The sequence below is a fragment of the Caulobacter sp. SL161 genome (assembly GCF_026672375.1).
Lineage (GTDB): Bacteria > Pseudomonadota > Alphaproteobacteria > Caulobacterales > Caulobacteraceae > Caulobacter.
In genome coordinates this window covers 1,262,455-1,277,282 of the sequence record NZ_JAPPRA010000001.1, presented here as the reverse complement: position 1 = coordinate 1,277,282, position 14,828 = coordinate 1,262,455, and the positions used below count along the sequence as shown (strand labels likewise).

The 14,828-nt window shown below is 68.3% G+C and carries 13 protein-coding genes, 1 tRNA gene and 1 pseudogene; 11 read left to right on the top strand and 4 right to left on the bottom strand.

Annotated features, from left to right (window positions below; all coding sequences use genetic code 11):
- Positions 1–3: 3 nt before the first annotated feature.
- From rplA to OVA11_RS06220, 4 genes and pseudogenes are all read left to right on the top strand, one after another.
- Positions 4–693, top strand: a complete 690-nt coding sequence (gene rplA / locus OVA11_RS06235) for a 50S ribosomal protein L1 (RefSeq protein ID WP_268066668.1) — start codon at positions 4–6, stop codon at positions 691–693.
- A 336-nt stretch (positions 694–1,029) separates the two neighbouring features.
- A complete protein-coding gene (locus tag OVA11_RS06230) occupies positions 1,030–1,269 on the top strand; it encodes a type II toxin-antitoxin system VapB family antitoxin (protein ID WP_268066667.1) in 240 nt (79 codons plus the stop codon).
- Entirely contained in the window at positions 1,269–1,664 is a 396-nt protein-coding gene (locus tag OVA11_RS06225) for a type II toxin-antitoxin system VapC family toxin (RefSeq protein ID WP_442780886.1), read from the top strand. The genes OVA11_RS06230 and OVA11_RS06225 overlap by 1 nt, the downstream gene beginning before the upstream one ends.
- Positions 1,645–2,872: pseudogene (locus OVA11_RS06220) on the top strand (NAD(P)/FAD-dependent oxidoreductase); the annotation flags it as partial. The gene OVA11_RS06225 and the pseudogene OVA11_RS06220, both read left to right, overlap by 20 nt.
- Here the strand turns inward: OVA11_RS06220 and OVA11_RS06215 are convergent.
- Positions 2,869–3,876, bottom strand: coding sequence for an AraC family transcriptional regulator (locus tag OVA11_RS06215; RefSeq protein WP_268066666.1), 1,008 nt, complete (start codon positions 3,874–3,876; stop codon positions 2,869–2,871). The pseudogene OVA11_RS06220 and the gene OVA11_RS06215 sit on opposite strands and share 4 nt — an antisense overlap.
- Before the next feature lie 87 nt (positions 3,877–3,963).
- On the opposite strand from OVA11_RS06215, the gene OVA11_RS06210 reads away from it, so the two are divergent.
- From OVA11_RS06210 to OVA11_RS06185, 6 genes are all read left to right on the top strand, one after another.
- Positions 3,964–4,767 (top strand): hypothetical protein, encoded by an 804-nt coding sequence (locus OVA11_RS06210; protein WP_268066665.1) that lies wholly within the window; start codon positions 3,964–3,966, stop codon positions 4,765–4,767.
- A gap of 133 nt (positions 4,768–4,900) precedes the next feature.
- A complete protein-coding gene (locus OVA11_RS06205) occupies positions 4,901–5,692 on the top strand; it encodes an ABC transporter permease (protein WP_268066664.1) in 792 nt (263 codons plus the stop codon).
- 9 nt (positions 5,693–5,701) lie between these two features.
- The gene (locus tag OVA11_RS06200) at positions 5,702–6,454 is read left to right on the top strand and encodes an ABC transporter ATP-binding protein (protein ID WP_268066663.1); all 753 of its coding nucleotides are present in this window, start codon (positions 5,702–5,704) and stop codon (positions 6,452–6,454) included.
- A complete protein-coding gene (locus OVA11_RS06195; protein ID WP_268066662.1) occupies positions 6,421–8,898 on the top strand; it encodes a glycoside hydrolase family 99-like domain-containing protein in 2,478 nt (825 codons plus the stop codon). Before OVA11_RS06200 ends, OVA11_RS06195 begins: the two co-directional genes overlap by 34 nt.
- Positions 8,895–9,947 (top strand): glycosyltransferase family 61 protein, encoded by a 1,053-nt coding sequence (locus OVA11_RS06190; protein ID WP_268066661.1) that lies wholly within the window; start codon positions 8,895–8,897, stop codon positions 9,945–9,947. The genes OVA11_RS06195 and OVA11_RS06190 overlap by 4 nt, the downstream gene beginning before the upstream one ends.
- A gap of 10 nt (positions 9,948–9,957) precedes the next feature.
- Positions 9,958–11,142, top strand: a complete 1,185-nt coding sequence (locus OVA11_RS06185; RefSeq protein ID WP_268066660.1) for a glycosyltransferase family 61 protein — start codon at positions 9,958–9,960, stop codon at positions 11,140–11,142.
- Between the two features lie 62 nt (positions 11,143–11,204).
- Here OVA11_RS06185 and OVA11_RS06180 read toward each other — a convergent pair whose 3' ends face one another.
- From OVA11_RS06180 to OVA11_RS06170, 3 genes are all read right to left on the bottom strand, one after another.
- Complete coding sequence (locus OVA11_RS06180; protein ID WP_268066659.1) at positions 11,205–11,558, bottom strand: response regulator; 354 nt, start codon at positions 11,556–11,558, stop codon at positions 11,205–11,207.
- Entirely contained in the window at positions 11,555–12,700 is a 1,146-nt protein-coding gene (locus OVA11_RS06175) for a sensor histidine kinase (RefSeq protein ID WP_268066658.1), read from the bottom strand. Before OVA11_RS06175 ends, OVA11_RS06180 begins: the two co-directional genes overlap by 4 nt.
- A 167-nt stretch (positions 12,701–12,867) precedes the next feature.
- Entirely contained in the window at positions 12,868–14,121 is a 1,254-nt protein-coding gene (locus tag OVA11_RS06170; RefSeq protein WP_268068904.1) for a dicarboxylate/amino acid:cation symporter, read from the bottom strand.
- Between the two features lie 84 nt (positions 14,122–14,205).
- On the opposite strand from OVA11_RS06170, the gene OVA11_RS06165 reads away from it, so the two are divergent.
- Positions 14,206–14,282: transfer RNA gene (locus OVA11_RS06165), tRNA-Arg, on the top strand.
- The last annotated feature ends 546 nt before the right edge of the window (positions 14,283–14,828 follow it).

Sequence of the window (14,828 nt, the reverse complement as noted above, 5' to 3'; positions counted from 1 at the left end):
CCAATGGCTAAGCAACCCAAGCGCATCAAGGCCTGGACCGGCGACCGCGACGCGGCCCACTCGGTCGAAGCCGCCATCGCCCTCGTGAAGGCCAACGCCAAGGCCAAGTTCGACGAGTCGATCGAAATCTCGGTCAACCTGGGCGTCGACCCGCGTCACGCCGACCAGCAGGTCCGTGGCGTCGTCAACCTGCCCTCGGGCACCGGCCGTGACGTCCGCGTCGCCGTGTTCGCCAAGGACGCCAAGGCGGCTGAAGCCACCGCGGCGGGCGCCGAGCACGTCGGCGCTGACGACCTGTACGAAAAGATCGCCGGCGGCTTCATGGACTTCGATCGCGTCATCGCGACCCCGGACATGATGGCTCTGGTCGGTCGCCTCGGTAAGGTGCTGGGCCCGCGCGGCCTGATGCCGAACCCGAAGGTCGGCACCGTGACCCCGAACGTCGCCCAAGCCGTCAAGGACGCCAAGGGCGGCGCCGTTGAGTTCCGCGTCGAAAAGGCCGGTATCGTTCACGCCGGCATCGGCAAGGCCTCGTTCACCGACGAAGCCCTGGTCATCAACGTCAAGGCTCTGATCGAAGCCCTGAACCGCGCCAAGCCCTCGGGCGCCAAGGGCGTGTTCATCAAGCGCGTCGGCCTGTCGTCGACGATGGGCCCGGGCTTCAAGGTCGACGTCAGCTCGATCGGCGCCTAAGCCACCTAAGTTTTAGTAAGCGTACCAGTAAAGCGTAGCGGCACGGGCGCTGGAGCAATCCAGCGCCCGTTCTGCGTTTGGGGGGCTGAGCGCAATAGCTTCGAGTGGTCGCTGACCGAATGCTCGTCGTCATCCCGCGACGTGTTCGCGGGACCCATTTGTCCGCCGCAGGTGCGGAGAAAACTCACGCTCTCACGGGAAAGCTGAACCATGGGTCCCGCGCATCAAGCGCGGGATGACGGGTTTTCAGGGAATTCGTCACGGGGCGACCTACACCGCCCCCTCAATTGCCGCCCCGGCTAGCCGATGCTACCTTCTGTCTAGACGGAGGTTCCGATGCCCTTCCACGTCCGCGACCCCGAGACCGACGCCCTGGTGCGCCAGTACGCCGAGGAAAAGCGCGTCGGCCTCACCGAAGCCGTCAAGCTGGCCGTGACCAAGGCGCGGGAGGCCGACGAAAAGGCCCGCGAGGAGAAGCTGGCCAAGGCTCGCGCGATCTGCGCCGAGGTCGCGAGTTGGCCTCGCACGGGTCTGAAGGCCGATAAGGCCTTCTTCGACAGCCTCAACGACGAGTGATGTTCGTCGACGCCTCGGCCTGGACGGCCATGCTGTTGGAAGAACCCGAGGCCGAGGCCTTCAGGGTCAAGTTGGCCGACGCTCCGGTCGTCCAGACCTCGGCAGTCGCCGCCTGGGAGACGGTCCGCGCGGTCTCACGAGAGACGGGACGAGATCTGAACGCCGCCTCCCGAAGGTTCGATCGGTTGCGAACCGCATTCGGTGCGTCGCTCGTACCCATCGGCGAAACCGAGTACGCGGTCGCCCTCGACGCTCACGCCCGCTTCGGTAAGGGCGTCCATCCCGCCAGGCTGAACATGGGCGACTGCTTTTCCTACGCCTGCGCCAAGGTTCATGGCGTGCCGCTGCTCTACAAGGGCGAGGATTTCGCCCTGACCGACATCGAGGCCGCCTGATGCCCGACACCCTCCTCGATGTCGCCGTGATCGGTGGCGGGCCCGCCGGGCTGATGGCGGCCGAGACGGTGGCGAAAGCCGGCCGGTCCGTGGCCGTGTTCGAGAAGATGCTGACCTTCGGGCGCAAGTTCCTGATGGCCGGACGGGGCGGCCTGAACCTGACCCACAGCGAGGACTTCGAGCGCTTCGCCGGGCGCTATGGCGAGCGGGCCGCGAGGCTGCGCCCGATGCTGGAGGCGTTCACGCCCAGCGACCTCGTGGCTTGGGCGCAGGGGCTGGGCCAGGAGACCTTCGTCGGGGCCAGCGGCCGGGTGTTTCCGCAGGCGATGAAGGCCTCGCCCCTGCTGCGAGCCTGGCTCGCGCGGCTGGAAGGTCTGGGCGTGTCACTGCGGCCGCGCTCGACCTGGAAGGGCTGGGACGCCATGGGGGCCCTGCTGATCGAGGATCCGGACGGCCGTCACGCGGTGCGCGCGCGGCTGACCATCCTGGCGCTGGGCGGGGCCAGCTGGCCCAAGCTCGGCTCCGACGCCGCCTGGGCGCCGCTACTGCGCGTGGGCGGCTCGGAGATCGCGCCCTTCCGGCCGGCCAACTGCGGGTTCGACGTCGCCTGGAGCGAAGTGTTCCGCGACCGCTTCGCGGGCGAGCCGCTGAAGAACATCGCCCTGCGCCTGGGCGAGGCGCGCGCGCGGGGCGATGCGGTCATCGCCCGCTATGGTCTGGAAGGCGGCGCGATCTACGCCCTGGGCGGAGCGGCGCGCGACGCGGCCCTGGCGGGCGGCGCGACCCTGACCATCGACCTGCGCCCCGACCTGCCGGTCGAGACCCTGGAGCGCCGCCTGCACGCCCCGCGCGGCGGCCAGAGCCTGGCCAACTTCCTGCGCAAGGCCGTCAAGCTGTCGCCGGTCGAGGTCAATCTGCTGCGTGAGGCCCACGGCCTTGATCTCGCCGTGGAGCCGGCCGCCCTGGCCGCCGCGATCAAGGCCGCGCCGCTTCGCCTGACCGGGGTCCAGCCGCTGGACCGCGCGATCTCCTCAGCCGGCGGCGTACGGTTCGAGAGCCTGGACGGCCTGACGCTGAAGGCCCGTCCCGATGTGCTGCTGGCCGGCGAGATGCTGGACTGGGAGGCCCCCACCGGCGGCTATCTGCTGCAGGCCTGTTTCGCCACCGGCGTCGCCGCCGGCCGGACGGCGCTGGAGCGGCTGGGCTAGGTTCGCGCGTGACGCGGGCTCTTGCCGGTCCAGCGCTTGAAGGCCCGGGAGAAGGCGGCGGGCTCGGAGAAGCCGACGAGATAGGCGGTCTCGTTGACCGAGGCCTTGGCGCCCGAAAGATAGCGCAGCGCCATGCGGTGGCGCAGGTCGTCCAGCACCGTCTTGTAGGTGGCGCCTTCGGCCTTCAGCTTGCGAAACAGGGTCTGGCGGCTGAAGCCCAGGGCGTGGGCGACCGAGTCGGCGCCGACCTCGCCGGTGTGCAGCAGCGGCAGCAGCACGGCCTCGACCCGGCCGCGGACGGTCCTTTGATCCTCAAGCTCCCGCAGCAGGTCGTCGGCCCGCTCGACGAGGACCCCGAACACGTAGCGCGGCTGCAGCGCCACGGGCCAGGTCGCGATGCGCGGATCCAGCCGCATGGCGTTCCAGGGGCTGGAGAAGGTCACCGGGCACTGGAAGATACGGTCATGCTCGGCGCGCCAGGCCGGTGCGGGATGGGTGAAACACACCTCCAGCACATGCGGCTCGGGCAGGAAGCGGCGCGGGCCGCAGACCAGCCGGGCGAAGGCCCCCTCGGTCAATTCGGGAAAGCTGTTCGGATCCGTGCGGGTGTCGACCATCCACAACTGGCCGTCGCGGGCGCTCAGCACAAAGCGTGGTCCGTCCGACAGCCCCTCGGTCTCCAGGGTCAGCCGGCCGAAGCGCTGCATCTGGGCGAAGGCGTCGCCCATGGTGGCCGAGGCGTTCATGATCAGGCCGACGATCGAGATCTCCGCCAGATCGACCGCCTCGCCGAAATGCAGCGCCAGCGCCGGGTCGTCGCAAAGGTCCTGAGCCGCGCGCATCAGCGCCATATAGGTTGCGAGCGGCAGGCGCCGGTCGTGGTCCTGCAGGTCGGCGGGGACAAGGCCGGCCCTGGCCATCAGCGCCGCGCGATCCGCGCCCTGCTGGACAGCGAAGGCGATCAAGCCGGCGACGACTCCCGCCGACGTGGTCAGATTTGACATCGTCGCGGGCCCCAGGTGTTACAAATGATCATGCGGACGGCAGCGGCGATCATGGCGCGCGTCCGGCCCATCGACAAGTAATGGGCCATGACACCCCGGTATCGTTCTGTCGCCTCCCTCCTGTTCGCCGTCGCCGCGTTGGCGCCCTCGATCGCCCTGGCGGAAAACCTCGAGGCCAGGCCCGGCGATCCGGCCTGGATGCACCTGGGGGCCGACGCCCTGCTCTGGGCGCACATCGCCGGCGGGGCGATCGGGATGGTCACCGGCGTCATCGCCCTAGCCGCGCGCAAGGGCCAGCGCGTCCACCGCGCGGCGGGCTCGGTGTTCTTTCTGGCGATGTTCACCGCCTACGCCATCGGGGCGGGCGTGGCGCCGTTCCTCCAGACGGGGCAGCGCCCCAACGTCGTCGCCGGCGTCATGGCGCTGTACCTGCTGATCAGCGGGACGATGGCGGCTCGTCTCCGCGACAAGAAGGCCGGCGCACCGGAAGTCATCGGGCTGATCGTCGCCCTCTGCATCACCGCCGCCGGCGTGACGTTCATGAAGATGGGCGCGGCCAGCCCCAGCGGGACGGTGGACGGCTCGCCGCCCCAGGCCTTCTTTCTGTTCACGATCGCCGGCGTCTTCGCGGCGGCGGGCGAGGCGCATGCGCTGCTGCGCAAGCAACTGTCCAGGACCTCGCGGATCGCGCGGCACCTCTGGCGGATGTGCTTTTCGCTGTTCATCGCCTCGGGGTCGTTCTTCCTTGGCCAGCAGCAGGTGTTTCCCGAGGCGTTGCAGAACTCGGCCCTGCTTTACGCCGCCGCCCTGGCGCCGCTTCCGATCCTGCTGTTCTGGTTGGGCAAGGTCTATGTCGATGACTGGCGCCGCCGGCGGCGGCGGCCCAACTAAAGTTTTTACGCAACACCTCGCCGGAAGCGTCACCCAGCGCCGCCCGGCGATGGTTCAAGCCATTGTCCCGACGCTTTCGCCCCTATAAGCAAGCGCCTTGCTGAACGCCTCGCGGCGCTTTGGAAGGTTGCGAATGCCGAGTCCCCTGATGGCGGCCCTGAAGGATGTGGGAGACGGGATCCGTCTCGCGCCGCTTTGGTGGCGGCTGGGCCTGGATCAGACGGCGTCGCGCTTCCAGCGCTCGGTGCTGGGGCCGTTCTGGATGGCCTGCAACCTCCTGGTCATCGCCTTCGCCCTGGCCTTTGTCGTCAGCGCCCTGATGGGCGTGGACATGATGAAGAGCTATCCGCAGGTGGTGGCGGGCCTCTTGGCCTGGTCGCTGGTGGGCACCACCATCGCCGAGGCCCAGGCGATCTTTCTCTACAACGCCGGCCTGATGCAGAGCCAACGCCTGCCGCTCAGCTTCTACGTCTTCCTGCACGCCCAGAAGTCGGCGACCAACTTCCTGTTCCAGGCGATCGCCTTCTGGGCGACGATGCTGGTGCTGCAGCGGTTCTCGATCCCACACTGGACGCTGATCCCGGCGCTCGTGGTGATGATGCTGATCGTCTGCTTCCAGGGCTTCATCATCGCCATCCCGTCCACCCGCTTCCGCGACGTGGCCTATATGATGAGCTATGTCGTCCAGCTCTTGTTCTACGTAACGCCGGTGTTCTGGATGACCGAGAACGTCAGCGAGAAGCACCGCTGGGTGGTCGAGCTGAACCCCTTCACCCACCAGGTCGAGCTGCTGCGCGCGCCCCTGACGGGCCATGCGCCGGACGCCATCCACTGGTGGTGGACGCTGGGAACCCTGGGCGTGCTCGCCGTCGTCGCCATCACCCTGCTGGCGATGTTCCGCAAGCGCGTGGTCTTCTGGCTGTAGGAGACGACGATGACGCACCAGATCAAGCTGACCAACGTCGATCTCGACTACTTCGTCTACAGCCTGCGCTCGCAGTCGCTGCGCAGCGCCGTGTTCAACCTCGCGGTCGGCGGGCGGATGTACAAGGCGGCGGGCGACGTGGCGGCCGTCAAGGCGCTGCACGACATCAATCTGGAGATCAACGAAGGCGACCGCATCGCTCTCGTCGGCCACAACGGCTCTGGCAAGACGACCCTGCTGAAGGTGATCGCCGGCATCTATTCGCCGACGCGCGGCGAGCTGTCGATCGACGGCGACATCACCTCGATGATCGCCATCAACGCCGGTCTCGACATGGAGGCCACGGGCCTTCGCAACATCCACAAGCTGGGCCTGATGCGGCGGCTGTCGCGCAAGGTCATCGACAGCCGCATCGACGCCATCGCCGAGTTCTCCGGCCTCGGCGACTTTCTGCATCTGCCGGTGCGCACCTACTCGGCAGGCATGCAGGCGCGCCTGATGTTCACGGTCGCGACGGAGTTCGAGGCCGATATCCTGGTGCTGGACGAATGGCTCAGCGCCGGCGACGCCGCCTTCGTGCAGAAGGCCGCCCAGCGCATGCACCGGATGGTCGAGGACGCCAAGATCGTGGTGCTCGCCACGCACGACCACGACCTGGTCCAGCGCGTCTGCAACCGCGTCTGCGAACTTCAAGGCGGACAGATCGCCTTCCTGGGCTCGACCGAGGAATGGCTGGCCCATCAGGCGGCCTCGGCCGCATGAGCCCTGCGCGGTTCGACCTACGCCCCCTGAGCGGCGGAGCCTGGGAGGCCTCTTCCACCGGTCCCTCGGTGTTCGCCAAGGCCGTCGGTCCCACGGTTTTGCGCTGGACGCCCGACCGGGCCAAGTTGCGGGGCCTGGCGGAGATCAGAACCCTGCGGATCGAGCTGGGCCTGACCGCCCTGGACGGCCTTCCGCCGGACATCTTTGTCGAGGCCGACTGGGGCGGCGGCTATGGCGCAGAATCGCGCGCGCGCCTGAAGAGGGGCGACGGCGGCCTGTTCGCGGTCCTGCCCGCGCGGGGCCGGCGGCTGCATGGGGTTCGGCTGCTCCTGGTCACGCAAGAGGCGCGGCGGCTCGCCATGGACCATTTCAGCGTCACCGGGGCCGGCAAGCTGGACCCCGACCCCCGCGGGCGGCTGGGACCCGTGCTGGAGTCGCTCAAGGGGACGCTGGGCCCGCTCCGAGCGCCCATGATGGACGTATGGCGCCTGGCGCGCCGCGCCCGGTTCAGAGGGGGCGCGCTGCGCGGCGGCCAGGATCGCTGGCGGGCGAGCTATAACCGCGCCCTGGACATCGCGCGAAACCCCAAGGGCCCGCATTTTGCGGCGCCGATCGTCGAGCCGCTCCGCCTCGCGCCCGACGCGCCCAAGATCGTCGCCTTCTACCTGCCGCAGTTTCATCCCATCCCCGAAAACGACGCCTGGTGGGGCAAGGGCTTCACCGACTGGAGCAACGTCGCCAAGGCTCAGCCGCAGTTCGTGGGCCACGACCAGCCGCGCTTGCCGGCCGACCTGGGCTATTACGACCTGCGCGTGCCCACGGTCATGGCTGAGCAGATCGCTCTGGCCAAGACCGCAGGCGTCGCGGCCTTCTGCTTCCACTACTACTGGTTCGCGGGCAAACGCCTGCTGGAAGCGCCGATCGAGGCCTATCTGGCCGACCCGAGCCTGGATCTGCCCTTCGCGCTTTGCTGGGCCAATGAGAATTGGACCCGGCGTTGGGAAGGCGACGAAAGTCAGGTGCTGATCGCCCAGGACCACTCGCCTGAAGACGACAAGGCGGTGTTCCGCGACCTCGCGCGCTACCTGGCCGACCCTCGCTATCTACGGATCGGCGGGCGCCCCGTCCTGGTGGTCTATCGGCCGGAGCTTCTGCCCGACCCCAAGGCCACGACCGACCGCTGGCGCGCGCTCAGCCTCGAGCTGGGCCTGGGCGAGTTGGTTCTCTACGCCACCACCGCGTTCGGCTTCAGCGACTATGCCGCCTGCGGATTCGACGGGATTGTCGACTTCCCGCCCCACGGGATCGACGTCGCCGAAATCACGCGCGAGATCGAACTGCTGAATCCAAGCTTCGAGGGCCAGGTCTATGACTACGCCCGCGTCGCCGACGCCAAGCTGAACGCCCTGACGACCGCTGATCCAGGCCTTGTCCCCGGCGTCATGCCCAGCTGGGACAACCAGGCCCGCAAATCCGGCGCCGGCAAGGTGTTTCACGGCGCCGACCCGGCAACCTACCAGCGTTGGCTGAGCGGAGCCCTCGACCATGCGGCGCGCACCCGGCCTCAGGGCGAAGCGCTGGTGTTCGTCAACGCGTGGAATGAATGGGCCGAAGGCGCTTATCTGGAGCCGGACCGCCGCTTCGGCCACGCCTATCTGCACGCCACCCGTGCGGCCATGGCCCCCTATGTTCCGCGCGTGACCGACCATCATCCGCTGCCTGCGACCGCCGCGACGCGCTTCCAGCGCCGGTCCGGCGTCGCGATCCTGCTGCACCTCTACTATCCCGAACTGACCCCCTGGTTCGCGCAGCGCCTGGCCCCCTTGGCGGACCGCGCGGACGTCATCCTGACCCTGCCCGAGAGCTGGACCGAGGCCGAGCTGGCCGCCGCCCGCGCGGCGTTTCCGGAGGCGTTGATCCTGATCACCCCGAACCAGGGTCGCGATATCGGCCCGTTCATTCGGGCGCTGAAAGCGGCGGGCGAGCACGGCTACGCGCTCTTTTGCAAACTGCACACCAAGCGCTCGCCCCATCGCAGCGATGGCGACGCCTGGCGCGAGACCCTGGTGGGCGACCTCGTCGGCGAGACCGCCCTGGAGCACGCCCTGCACGCTTTCGAACAGGATCCTCGCCTCGGCCTGCTGGCGGGCGCGGCGTCGCGGATGGCGTTGGGCGAGCCCGGCGTGATGACCAACAACACGGTTCATGTGCAACGCCTGGCCCAGCTCATGGCGCTCACTTTCAACGACGACACCCCGTTCGCCGCGGGCTCGATGTTCTGGGGACGGACCGAAGCCTTCGCGCCCCTGGCCCAGCTGTCGGATGACGAGCTCGCCTTCGGACCGGAACTGGGCCGCGTCGACGGGACCACCGCCCATGCGATTGAGCGCCTGACGGCCGCCATCGTCCAGCGGGCCGGCTATCGCGCGAGCTTCCAGCTGTGAGCCGACTGGCCCGTCTCGCCCGCCGGGTCGGTCGCAAACTGAAAGCTCTGGCTCCCGCGCCCAAAGCGCCCGAACCGCCTTCCCTGCCCTTGCGCCTCGCGCTCGCCGACGCGCCGGGGTTCACGCGCGCCGAAGCGGTCTGGTGCGCGCCGGGGTTCGGCGTGCTGGTCGATGCGAGCGGTCAGATCCTGGGCGGCGCCGCGCGCCAGGCGCTGGGCTTCAGTCCGGACCTGTCGGCGCTGCCGGCCGTGCGCGTCGACGGCGGCGTGAGCCGGCTGATCCTACCCGAAGGCCCGCCGCGTCTGGCCACGGGCGCCGTTCTGGCCGGCTGGGGCGACCTGCGCAGCTATGCCGGCTTTCTCCTCAACACCCTGCCGACCCTGCTGGAAGCGTCCAAGACCGGGGCGCTGGGCGCTCGGCCGTGGGTGACGCCGCCCCTGACGGCCTGGCAGAACGATCTTCTGGCCCTGGCCGGACTGGACGCGCCGCAGACCGTCGACGCGTCCTGGATCCTGCTGGACGAGGCCACGGCCGCGCCGGCGCCCGCCCCGGTCGCGTCTCACCCCATGCTGCCCGAGGTCCGCGCGCGGATCCTGGCGACGCTGGGCCCGGCCGGCGGCGCCCGCCCCAAACTCTATGTCAGCCGCGCCGACGCGATGAACGCGGTGATGATCGATGAAGAGGGCGTCGAGATCGAACTGGCGGCGCGCGGCTACACGATCATCCGTCCCGAGACGTCTTCGACGTATGAGCTGATCGGCCTTTTCCGCGAGGCCACGGTCATTGTCGCGCCGACCGGACCCGTGCTGGCCAACGCCCTTTTCTGCGCGCCGGACGCCCGGATCGTGGAGATCCGCCCCCCCGGGGCCACGAGCCTGTGGGTCCGCGACCTGGCGGTGCTCGCCGGCGCGACCTGGCATGGCTTCGACGCAGCGGGCGAGCACGAGGCGCTGGACGCGCCGCTGGATCCGGCCTTGCCGCCCGCCTCGGCGTTCGGCTGGCGCGCCGACGCGGCCGCGCTGCTGGCGTTCCTGGCGCAGCGGAGCTGAGGGCGACCCCGTGGCTTCCTTCATCGATCTTTCGAGCGCGGACCTTTCACCCCTCTCGGGCGCCCTGCATGGCCCCGACCGCGTGGCGCGCGCCCTGCTGATCCAGGGCGGCGCCCTGGTGCCGCCCCGCCCGATGCTGTGGCCCTGCGCCGGCGACATGCTGAACGGCCTGCACATCCTGGGCGATCTCCACGCGCCCGATGTCGACCTGATGGTGGCCAAACGCGTGGTGGCCGGCGGCTCCGGCGCGCACCTGAAGCTGGACGACCAGCTCGTCTACGCCGAGGGCGCCTATCCCTATTACGTCCAGCACTGGTACCAGCACGACATCGCGCGCCAGGCCTGGGATTTCGATGCGCCGGTGACCCACCGGCTCGACCGGGCCTTCGTGATCACCCACTTCAACTTCGTCTGGGGTCACTGGCTGACCGAGATGTACCCCAAGCTGTTCGTGATCCGCGCCCTGAACGCGGCGGGGATCACCGCGCCGCTGCTGCTGCCCCGGACCGCCCCCGGCTATGTGGCGCGCATCGTGCGGATGATGCTGCCCGACCAGGAGATCGTCACCTACGACCCGCGCGACGAGGCCGTCGAGATCGGCGCGGCCCTGCTACCGCACATGCTGAACCGCAATTATGTGTTCCACGACTTCCTGCGCTGGAACCTTGAGCGCGAGGCCTTGAGCTTCACCAAGGGCGGTGACGCCGACATGCTGTTCGTCAGCCGGGGCGGCGTGCGCACGGCCCAGTCCTTCCGCGAGCTCGAGAACGAGGCCGAGATCGAGGGCCTCGCCCAGGCGGCCGGCCTCATCCTGGTGCGCCCAGAGACCCTGGGCTGGGACCAGCAGGCGCGCCTGTTCTCCCGCGCGCGTCTGGTGGCCGGCGAGTTCGGCTCGGGCCTGCACAACGCCCTGCTGTCACCTCAGGGCTGTCAGGTGGTGTCGCTGAACTGGCTGGTGGAGGTGCAGTCGCGGATCGGCAACTTCCGCCGCCACGACGTCGGCTACATCCTGCCGGCGGACGGCCAGGCCCGGCTCTATTCAATCGAACCCCAGGCCAACCAGCCGTTCACCATCGACCCTGCCGAGTTCCGCCAGAAACTGGCCATCGCGGTCGACCGAGCCCAGGCCCGCAAGGCCATGGCGGGCTGGGACGACGCCCCCTTCCCCGCCGATACGCCGGAACTCAGGCTGTAGAGATCAGACATCCAGCGCCCTTTTCGAACGCTCTGGATGATCCCATCCCAGGCCAAGGGGTTCTAGCCGACCCGGAAGCGCTCGACAGCCAGGCGCAGCTCGCCGGCGTTGATCGGCTTGGCCAGTACCTGCACCGACTCGAAGCCCGCGCGCGGCAGGTCGCCATAGCCGGTGGCGAAGACGAACGGCACGCCGTGCTCGCGCAGGCGTTCGGCGACCGGAAACACCATCTCGCCGCCGATATTGACGTCCAGCACCGCGCCGTCGGGCGAAGGATGATCGCGCAGCCAAGCCAGGGCGGCGTCGACGGCGCCGAACGAGCCGGCCACCTCGCACCCCATGTCGCCGAGCATGTCCTCGACCATCATGGCCACCAGGGCCTCATCCTCGACGATCATGACCCGGGCGGTCTTCATGCGGCCAGACTCATGCGTTCGGAGAGCGGCGCGCGCAGCGTAAAGACCAGGCCCGTGGGCGCGAAGTCGAGCACCGCCTGGCCGCCGAGGTCACGCGCCAGGCCCTGATGCACCATCTTGGAGCCGAACCCGTTGCGCGTGGGCGGCCCCGACAGGGCGGGCCCGCCCTGTTCGCGCCAGGTCAGGGTCAGAAGCCCCGGAGCGGTCGCCTTGTCGACGTTCCATTCGATCGCGACCCGGCCCTGGGGGGTCGAGAGGGCGCCATGGCGCGCAGCGTTGGCGATCAGCTCGTGGATGGCCATGTGCACCGACACCGCCGTCTCGGCGCTGAAGGCGACCGCGGGCCCCTGGACCTCGAACCGGCCCGCAACGTCGCCGGCGAAGGTCGCCAGGGTGCGTTGCAGGATCTCTTCCAGTTGCGGACGTCCCCAGGCGCGGCGGGTCAGCAGTTCGTGCGCCTGCGAGAGCGCCAGGATCCGGCTCTCGAACACGTCGGCGAAGGCCTCGGGCGACGGGGTCGTGCGCAGGGTCTGGCGGGTGATCGACTGCACGATCGCCAGGGTGTTCTTCACACGGTGATCCAGCTCGCGCAGCAGGAAGTGACCGTGCTCGAGCGAGGCGGCGAGGTAGTCATTGAGACGACCGCTCTCCAGGGCCGAGGCCGTGGCGCGCGCGACCACCTGCAGCTTGCGCAGCACCTCGGGCGGCGGATCATAGGGACGCGCCCAATAGACGGCGATCGCGGCGATCGGATCACGCGGCCGGACGGGCGCGATCGCCAGGCTCTTCACGAAGGTGGGCCGATAGGCGTCGTGGGGCATGTCGGGATCGGCGTAGATGTCGGGACAGACCACAACGCGGCCGCTCTTCATCGCGCGGCCGGCCACGCACTGGTCCATCGGGAAGCGCTTGCCTTTCCAGAGCGGCCCGATCGCGTCCTCGTCGACGTACCAGCACAGGTCCTTGTCACGCATGACGAAGGCCACGCCGTCAGCGTCCAGAATACGCCGCGCGGCGCCGCGCACCACATCGGCGACCTCGTTGATCGTGCGCGTCGCCGACAGCGCCTCGATCATCTCGATCAGAGTCGTCAGGCCGGTTTCGGCGTCGCCGATGCTGTGGTTGACGTCGAGCTCCCGCATAGCTCCAGTCGCACGATGGTTGTGCCGCAAAACCCTAACATGTAGCCGTCGCTGAACAAGCACGACCACCATGCGCGAATCAGAACGCCACGCCGCGCGAACCTGCGGAAAGTCGCACGAGACGGGGCTTCGCGCCTTGATAAGTCTCAAGCTTTGGCAGGGGGGCGTCACTCGGTCGCAGGCGCCCCGCGCAGAACCCGATCCAGCCGCTGTCGGTCCAGCGCCCCTTCCCAGCGCGCCACCACCAGGGTGGCGACGCCGTTGCCGACCAGGTTGGTCAGAGCCCGGCACTCGCTCATGAACCGGTCAACGCCCACCAGGATGGCCAGGGCGGCGATCGGGATGTCGGGAACGACGGCCAGGGTGGCGGCCAGGGTGATGAAGCCCGCCCCCGTCACGCCCGACGCGCCCTTCGAGGTCAGCATCGCCACGCCCAGCAGCGCCAGCTCCTGGCCCAGCGACAGCGGGGTGTTCGTCGCCTGGGCCAGGAACAGCGTGGCCAGGGTCATGTAGATGTTCGTGCCGTCGAGATTGAAGCTGTAGCCGGTGGGGATCACCAGCCCCACCACCGAGCGACGGGCCCCGGCGTTCTCCAGCTTCTCCATCATCTGCGGCAGCACCGATTCCGAGGAGCTGGTGCCCAGCACGATCAGGAGCTCCTCGCGGATATAGGCCAGGAACCGGAAGATCGAGAACCCGCTGACCCAGGCGATCCCGCCCAGCACCACCAGCACGAACAGCAGCGAGGTGACATAGAAGGTCGCCACCAGCGCGCCCAGCTGCACCAGCGCCTCCACCCCGTACTTGCCGATGGTGAAGCCCATGGCCCCGAACGCGCCGATCGGGGCCAGGCGCACGACGATGTGGATGATCCCGAAGAACAACTTGGACGTCTCGTCCAGCACATGGGCGACCTTCTCGCCGAAGTCGCCCATCCGCACGCAGGCGAACCCGGTCAGGATCGCGATCACCAGCACCTGCAGCAGGTTGCCGTCGGCGAAGGCGCCGATGAAGGTGTCGGGGATCAGGTGCAGCAGATAGGCGACCATACCCTCGCCATGCTGGGCCTTTTCGACGTAGCCGGCGGCGATCGAGGCGTCGAGCGTGGCCGGATCGATGTTGAAGCCAGCGCCCGGCTGCACCAGGCGGCCCACGACCAGACCCAGCACCAGGGCCAGGGTCGAGACCACCTCGAAATAGATCAGCGCCTTCACGCCCACCCGGCCGAACGCCTTCATGTCGCCCATGCGCGCGATGCCGCCGGCCACGGTGCAGAAGATCACCGGCGCGATGACCAGCTTGATCAGCTTGATGAAGCCATCGCCCAGCGGCTTCAGCGCCACCCCGATCTGCGGCCATATCGCCCCGACCAGCACCCCCAGGACGATCGCGATCAGCACCTGGACATAGATGGACTTCAAATGCCGCACGCGTTCCCCCAGCCTCGCGGACGGGGTTCTAACCGCTCGCGTCTTGCGCTATTGACCCTGACCCGCGCACAGCGCGGCCCGGTAGCTCAGCAGGATAGAGCAGCGCTTTCCTAAAGCGAAGGTCGGGGGTTCGAGTCCCTCCCGGGCCGCCACGGCAAATTTCATTAAAAACAATGCCTTATTAAATAAAATCGGAGAAATTCTCGCCAGCAAAATTGGAACAAAAGAAGAATATAATTTGGCTTCTGCCACGAAAATCACAGAATAATCACGAAATTCTACGACGCGGCTCGAGTCGCTCACTAGCGGGAACAGGGGGCGATTGCAGCCTCACCGCACCAAAAGCCAATGTTGTAGCTGTACGAAGAGCACGGCACCCATGTGCTTGGCGCGCTGAGAAGCCTTGCCAATCGAAACCGCCAACTGAAGGGCAATCAGTTTTGCCAGGTATGGACGTCACGGCCTCGATGCCGAGAGACACTTTCTTATCGTCCGGTGGGCAATGCCCGGAAGTCACCTGTGGGCGCACAGGTTGAAGGAATTCTTGTAGGTCAGAGCGACTTGGGTCCGCCCAGGCTATGGGTCCCGTCAAGGTCGAGGCTCCGATCGTGCACCATGCCTTTTACCGCCGCCCCTTGCGAACCCTGACCAATAAGGCCGGACGCGTTTCGCGAGGGTTGGTGATAACGAACTAGACC